We start from the raw sequence: 5,546 nt of genomic DNA, 5'->3' as shown, positions 1-5,546 counted from the left end.
TTGGAGTGCTACCCAACGTGCCCCCGGGTCGGGCTAGAGTTTTCCGGACCAAATCAGGAACACGGGCTGGCTGCACGTTCCGATTTCATCAGGTCCATCGGCACCTTGTTACCGATGGCACCGTGAGGTCTGTGTTCGTTGTAGTCCTTGCGCCAATCCTCCAATTTTTCGGCAGCATCTGCAAGGCTCAGGAACCAATGAGCATTCAGGCACTCCGCCCTGAACCGGCCGTTGAAGGCCTCAATGAAGGCATTATCTGTCGGTTTTCCAGGCCTGGAGAAGTCCAGCGTAACGCCCCTTCGATAAGCCCACAGATCGAGATCCCGGGAAATGAACTCGGAGCCCTGATCGACCCGGATCGTCTTGGGATAGCCAATCCGCTTGCAGACAGTTTCCAGGGTTCTCACCACATCCTCGCCCCGATAACTGAAGCGCGGATCAAGCGCCGGCACATAGCGAGAATACGTGTCGATCACCGTCAGAACGCGGATCTTCCGACCGGTCGCGAGCTGGTCATGCACGAAGTCCATGGCCCAGACATCGTTCGGCCCGACTGCTTCCTGCCGGTCTTCGCGCAGCTTTGCCTTCACCCGGCGCTTGGGATGCTTGTTCCTCAGTTGCAGGCCCAATTCGTTGTAGATCCGCCGCGTTTTCTTCATGTTGATGACCCACCCCTCCCGACGCAGCAATACATGCACGCGCCGATATCCGAACCGGACGCGCGTCTGGCAAATCTCTCTGATCCGCTGTTCCAAAGCGGCCTGGCCGGATCGACGGGATTTATAGCGATAGGTCGTCGGATCAAACCGGATCACCGCGCACGCACGGCGAATGGACACCGACCAGTCCGACCGCATCTCGTCGACCAGCGTTCTTTTCCGGGCAGGCCTCAGAGCTTTCGTTTGACGATGTCCTGGAGCATTTCCTTATCGAGAGACAAGTCAGCGACAATTTTCTTGAGACGGGCGTTTTCCTGTTCCAACTCGCGGAGACGCTTCATCTCCGACGGCATCAGGCCCGCGTACTTCTTCCGCCAGTTGAAATAGGTCGCCTGGCTGATCCCGGCTTCACGGCAAATCTCCGCAACAGGAACGCCTTCTTCCCCGCGCTTGACGATGAACGCCTTCTGCGCATCCGAAAACTTCGATGCCTTCATAAATTCCGCTCCGTCCCAGCCAGGAAAATCGTCGCGGAAAACTCTAATTCAAATCGGGGGCATTTAGCGGGAGCACATCAGACATGCAACATGCCGTTCAAATAACGACGATTATCCTGAGCCGGGCGGGACTTTCGGCAACGCTCTGAAGGAAGCAATGCTTCGATCAATTCCCATTCTGCGTCAGACAAATCACCACGCGCCAAAACCGCCTCCCAAAAAACAGTCTTGAATCACGGATCAGCTGATTTGTGAATCCACTTTGTCAACAGGGCCTAGTACGTCACGTTGCTGATCCCGTGTTCCCGACAAAGATCGGCAACCGGCACACCGTTCTCACCCTGCTTCAAAATTGACAGGATCTGGCTTTCCGTAAATCTCGATTTCTTCATGTTGTTCTCCAGGCGCCTCAAAGGTCGGAGAAGTCCAATTTTCAACCCAGTGGTTTTTGGGGATGATTACCGCTTGATGCTGGGTTCTGTCGCAAACTTTAGTGGTAGTTGGATCTGTGGCTTTGTCTTGACACAGTTATCCTGCGAGTTCCATGAGCTGTCGGTAAGCAGGTACACTCGGCCGGTTCAGTTGCACTTTCGGATCATGTACACTGTTTCAGCTCCGTACAGCCTCTCCCCTTGCCGACTACGCAAGATGAATGCTCCGCGGATCGGCGTTTGCTCAACCGGCGCCGATCGGGGTAAACACCAACCGGTCGCCGATGGATGAAAGATCCGTGGCAGAACCTGTCGAGCCCATATTTAGCCATCGCATCGATTTGAACTGGTTGAGACTGGCATTCCTTTCGGAATTTGGACTCAAGTTGCATTTACGTTCAGCTCGGTCACTGCAAATCGACGTCCAAGTGCCCTGCAGGCAGTTCCGGTGTAAAGACCAATGCCCGTGATCGTGTTGGCTGTTGTCTGAAACGAGATGCATTCCGTTTCCGATAACCCGGCAGTCTCAATCTTCAACAGTGTCCCGGAATTTCCGCTGACCGGACTGAACCATGACCAACCTGCGGCCAGATCAACCGCGCGGGACGACAGGTCCGGAACGACCTTGTCAAGATTCTGGGCGATGGCCTCCCAATCGTCGTCCTCGATGACTTGTCGAGCCGGCTCGGCCGGGGACACAATCGACACAGCCTCGCTGGCGGATGTATCCTTGCTGGCATGTACCATCGGCCCGCTGACGGTACAGCCCGAGAGAGCAATGCCGACCGCCAGAGCAAACCCCAAACCGACATGATTTTGCTGGAACCGAAGAGAATGTAAGCGCACGCAATGAACCCTTGCTTCGTCGTTGCGCCAGGCTCCGTGGACGATCGGGATTTGACCTGGCCTTTAGGCGGATTGCTTCAATTGCAGACACAAAGGGGCTGAAATGGCCTTCCTTTCCCGCATTAACTGCGACGAACCGAGATGCTGTCCGCACGCCTCAATCAATCACATTCCTCAACATTGGGGAGCAAGACCCGAAGCACCTGTGCTGAATGGCACTCGACCCGAGAGTTCGTCCGGCTTGTGGGGCCTGCCCAAGGACGCGGCCGGGCGTTGGACGGCCCATCCGTCGATGCCATGGAGTTGGCGCGGCGCGGGGCATCGGGAACGCGCCGCCACGATCAAACGCCGTGACAGGTCTGAAGAGGCTCCTTACCGAGGACATCCCGGAGATGCAGCCGACCCTGCCGCCGCGATGGTGCGCGCTGTCCCGGGGGACCGATAAACCGCGAGGGGACGGACGGGCTGATGAATCGCAAGCCGCCGCACGCGGTGGGATCAAGGTTCCCTTGAATGCAAAAGGCGCCAGCCAGACAAAGAGTCCGGCCGACGCTGAGCGCCCCGTTACCGGGCAGGATAATCAGCGCATTTCCATTGCTGTCCGGGCAAGGACTGTTCTCTGCCTGGAAAAAGCTCTAGATGCTCAAGAAAGTGGCTGGTTCACAGCCTGTGCTGCACAAAATTCTGCGTGGTGATCACGAGACACGTACACTTCTTCAGCAGCTGCCCAGCGGTTCGATTTAGCACGAAGTTTCATTCGTGAAGCCGATTTATTTACCGCTCATGTACATGTTATACAGTGTTCCCTTTGGGAACCCCGTCGCTTCAACGAGATCGTCAATCTTTTCGATGAAGTCAATCGTTCTCATGGATTGGATTTCCTTTTCCATGGATTGTATTTTGCCCGATGAATACTTCTGGTCGCCTGCTTCTTCGTGAGGCTTAGATGTCTCAACTTTTGTCGCAGAGTTTACATTTATATTATTATTTACTTTACTATTTGGATTAAACGGCTGGGGCTCGATGCCAGTGCCGTCCCGATGAGGTTTCATGGTAGAACGTGCCGCGTCAACCTTGGGGTCACTCCTCTGAGACACCGACTGCCTTCTTATCTTAATGCTCATATTCTTGAACGGCTTCCATCCCCATGACCCAGAGCTGGAGGACGATGTTTGCGCAGGATTGCCTGAGCCAGCGGGTACCGATTTCCGACCGCCAAAGTTTATGCCAAAGATGCCCATATTTGTATTTCCTTATCCAAGAGTGAGCGCTCGTTCGACGTGGGTGTTCGCCAGAGCGAAGCGCATGTAGCGGCAGCCACATTTCATTGTCTGGAACCAGGGGTTCCAAGGCAAAAAGTGACGCTCTTTCTTTCGGTTGAACACGACACGCTATAGCGCAGACGCTCGCTCACTAGCGCGTTTTGAAAGCGCGTTCTGTGTCGAACGAGACTCGCCTCGTCATTTCCTGTCGGGAGGTTCTGGTGCCGGTACGATCGAGGCGGGCTTTGTCTCGCGTCGGGTGCCTGATTGAAATCTTCGGAATGATGCGACGGTCATTGTGATGTCCTCCGGAAAGAACTGGGCACCCACCATGCGATTTGCTCCAAGGGTCTGTGGACAAGGGCGTTTGGCGACAGAACCGTTCCTATTGGCCTTTGATCTAGTGCCGTTGTACGACTTGCCGAATTGCGAACAACATCGCGGATATCGGTATGCTCTTCTCTGAACTCGAGATACATGATCATGCGAGCTGCGCGCCCGTGACGTGAACGCTCGGCTCGGCAGCCTTTCCTTGACAAGATAATATCATATGATTATATTTTTATTATCATATGGAGAAAAACTATGTTTGAATCCAGTCAGCACGCCCCGGAACATGAGGCCGTGCACCCCGTTGCTGATGACGACAGGATTGCAGCGATCGTGAAGGCGGTTGTCCGCGCGGCAGACGTTTGGAACCTGTCCAACGCGGAAGCTGCCGCGCTTTTCGACGTGCCAAGTGCGACCTGGAGCCGAATGAAGGCAGGTAGCTACAAGGGTGTACTTGATCAGGACAAGGTCACCCGCGCAAGCTTGATCATCGGCCTTTTCAAGGGCCTACGGCTTCTTTTCAACGGTCCTCTGACCAACGGCTGGCCAAAAACTCCCAACTCCGGTCCTGGCTTCAACGGCAAGAGCCCGGTGCAGGTCATGTGCGACGGCGGCATTCCCGCTATGATGAAAATGCGTCAGCATATCGACGCGCTCCGGGGGGGGATGTGATCCGAGCCTCTGATCTCGAGGTTGTCGAGTTTACTCATCCCGCGACCATCAGGCTGATCTCTACAGCTTATATCGACGAGCCGGCTATGGCACCTCTTGCAGATGATGAGGAGGAACTCGCGATCCTCGAAGAGATTGAGGGACTGACCTCGGCACGGCAGTTGGTAATTCTGCCGGTGCCAAATGGGTTGACCCCAGCCGAACTCCTGACCGAGGCTGATGGCTACGGCTGGACATATGTCAATGCAGCCTTCTGCTACACGCGCGCGACTGGCAATCGGTTCAACGGGCCGGAGCGCGGTGCGTGGTATGCTTCCCATGGTGAGCTGGCCGTAGAAACCGCGCAGGCCGAAGTCACTTGGCACCTCACGCGGGAGCTGGAAGCGACCGGGGTGTTCGAGAACGTCACGGCCTATCGTGAGCTCATTGCGGGGTTCACGTCGCAGTTTCATGATCTTGAGGGCAAAATCCACGGGGACGTCTCGAGCCCGGACCCGGGCGTCGCCTACCCGGCCGGTCAAACTCTCGCACGCGACGTGCTAGGGTCTGGTGGAAACGGACTGCTCTATCAGTCCGCGCGGTACGAGAAAGGTCAGTGTCTCGTCGCCCTTCGGCCGCACTTGGTTCAGAATGTGCGACAGGGAAATACTTGGTTGTTCGAGTGGGCAGGGGCACGAGCCCCGACAATTTCGGTGCGGGAATGAAAACGGTTCTGTCGCAAACTTTTGTTTGAGCCATGGGTCCGGCTTTGTCTTGACGCAGTTATTCTGCGAGCTCCATGAACTGTCGGTAAGCAGGTACACCCGGCCGGTTCAGTTGCCACTTTCGGATCATGTGCGCTGTTTCAAT

General features: G+C 55.6%; 5 protein-coding genes and 1 pseudogene. 2 read left to right on the top strand and 4 right to left on the bottom strand.

Annotated features, from left to right (window positions below):
- Nucleotides 1-53: 53 nt before the first annotated feature.
- From ABJZ52_RS03305 to ABJZ52_RS03290, 4 genes and pseudogenes are all read right to left on the bottom strand, one after another.
- Nucleotides 54-1,156 (bottom strand): IS3 family transposase gene (locus ABJZ52_RS03305; protein ID WP_348184365.1). Its coding sequence is split into 2 segments (ribosomal slippage): nt 54-904 and nt 904-1,156, totalling 1,104 coding nucleotides; the frame shifts between segments, so codons are not numbered across the junction.
- Nucleotides 1,157-1,434: 278 nt separating this feature from the next.
- Nucleotides 1,435-1,548: pseudogene (locus tag ABJZ52_RS03300) on the bottom strand (transposase); the annotation flags it as partial.
- Between the two features lie 420 nt (nt 1,549-1,968).
- Nucleotides 1,969-2,433: a hypothetical protein gene (locus ABJZ52_RS03295; RefSeq protein ID WP_348184364.1), complete on the bottom strand. Its 465-nt coding sequence runs from the start codon at nt 2,431-2,433 to the stop codon at nt 1,969-1,971.
- 770 nt (nt 2,434-3,203) lie between these two features.
- Complete coding sequence (locus ABJZ52_RS03290; protein WP_348184363.1) at nt 3,204-3,674, bottom strand: hypothetical protein; 471 nt, start codon at nt 3,672-3,674, stop codon at nt 3,204-3,206.
- 606 nt (nt 3,675-4,280) lie between these two features.
- Between ABJZ52_RS03290 and ABJZ52_RS03285 the strand changes: the two genes are divergently transcribed.
- Nucleotides 4,281-4,697 carry an antitoxin Xre-like helix-turn-helix domain-containing protein gene (locus ABJZ52_RS03285; RefSeq protein WP_348184362.1) on the top strand — a complete coding sequence of 139 codons (417 nt, stop codon included), beginning with the start codon at nt 4,281-4,283 and terminating at the stop codon, nt 4,695-4,697.
- Nucleotides 4,694-5,401, top strand: coding sequence for an RES family NAD+ phosphorylase (locus tag ABJZ52_RS03280; RefSeq protein ID WP_348184361.1), 708 nt, complete (start codon nt 4,694-4,696; stop codon nt 5,399-5,401). The genes ABJZ52_RS03285 and ABJZ52_RS03280 overlap by 4 nt, the downstream gene beginning before the upstream one ends.
- Nucleotides 5,402-5,546 lie beyond the last annotated feature (145 nt).

It is taken from the genome of Roseibium sp. (genome assembly GCF_039982295.1).
Lineage (GTDB): Bacteria > Pseudomonadota > Alphaproteobacteria > Rhizobiales > Stappiaceae > Roseibium.
Note: the sequence above shows the minus strand (reverse complement) of the source record. Positions and strands in the feature narration are given on the sequence as shown.

Coding starts and splice junctions, on each gene's coding strand:
- ABJZ52_RS03290 (WP_348184363.1), bottom strand. CDS start 3,674: ATGGGCATCTTTGGCATAAACTTTGGCGGTCGGAAATCGGTACCCGCT.
- ABJZ52_RS03285 (WP_348184362.1), top strand. CDS start 4,281: ATGTTTGAATCCAGTCAGCACGCCCCGGAACATGAGGCCGTGCACCCC.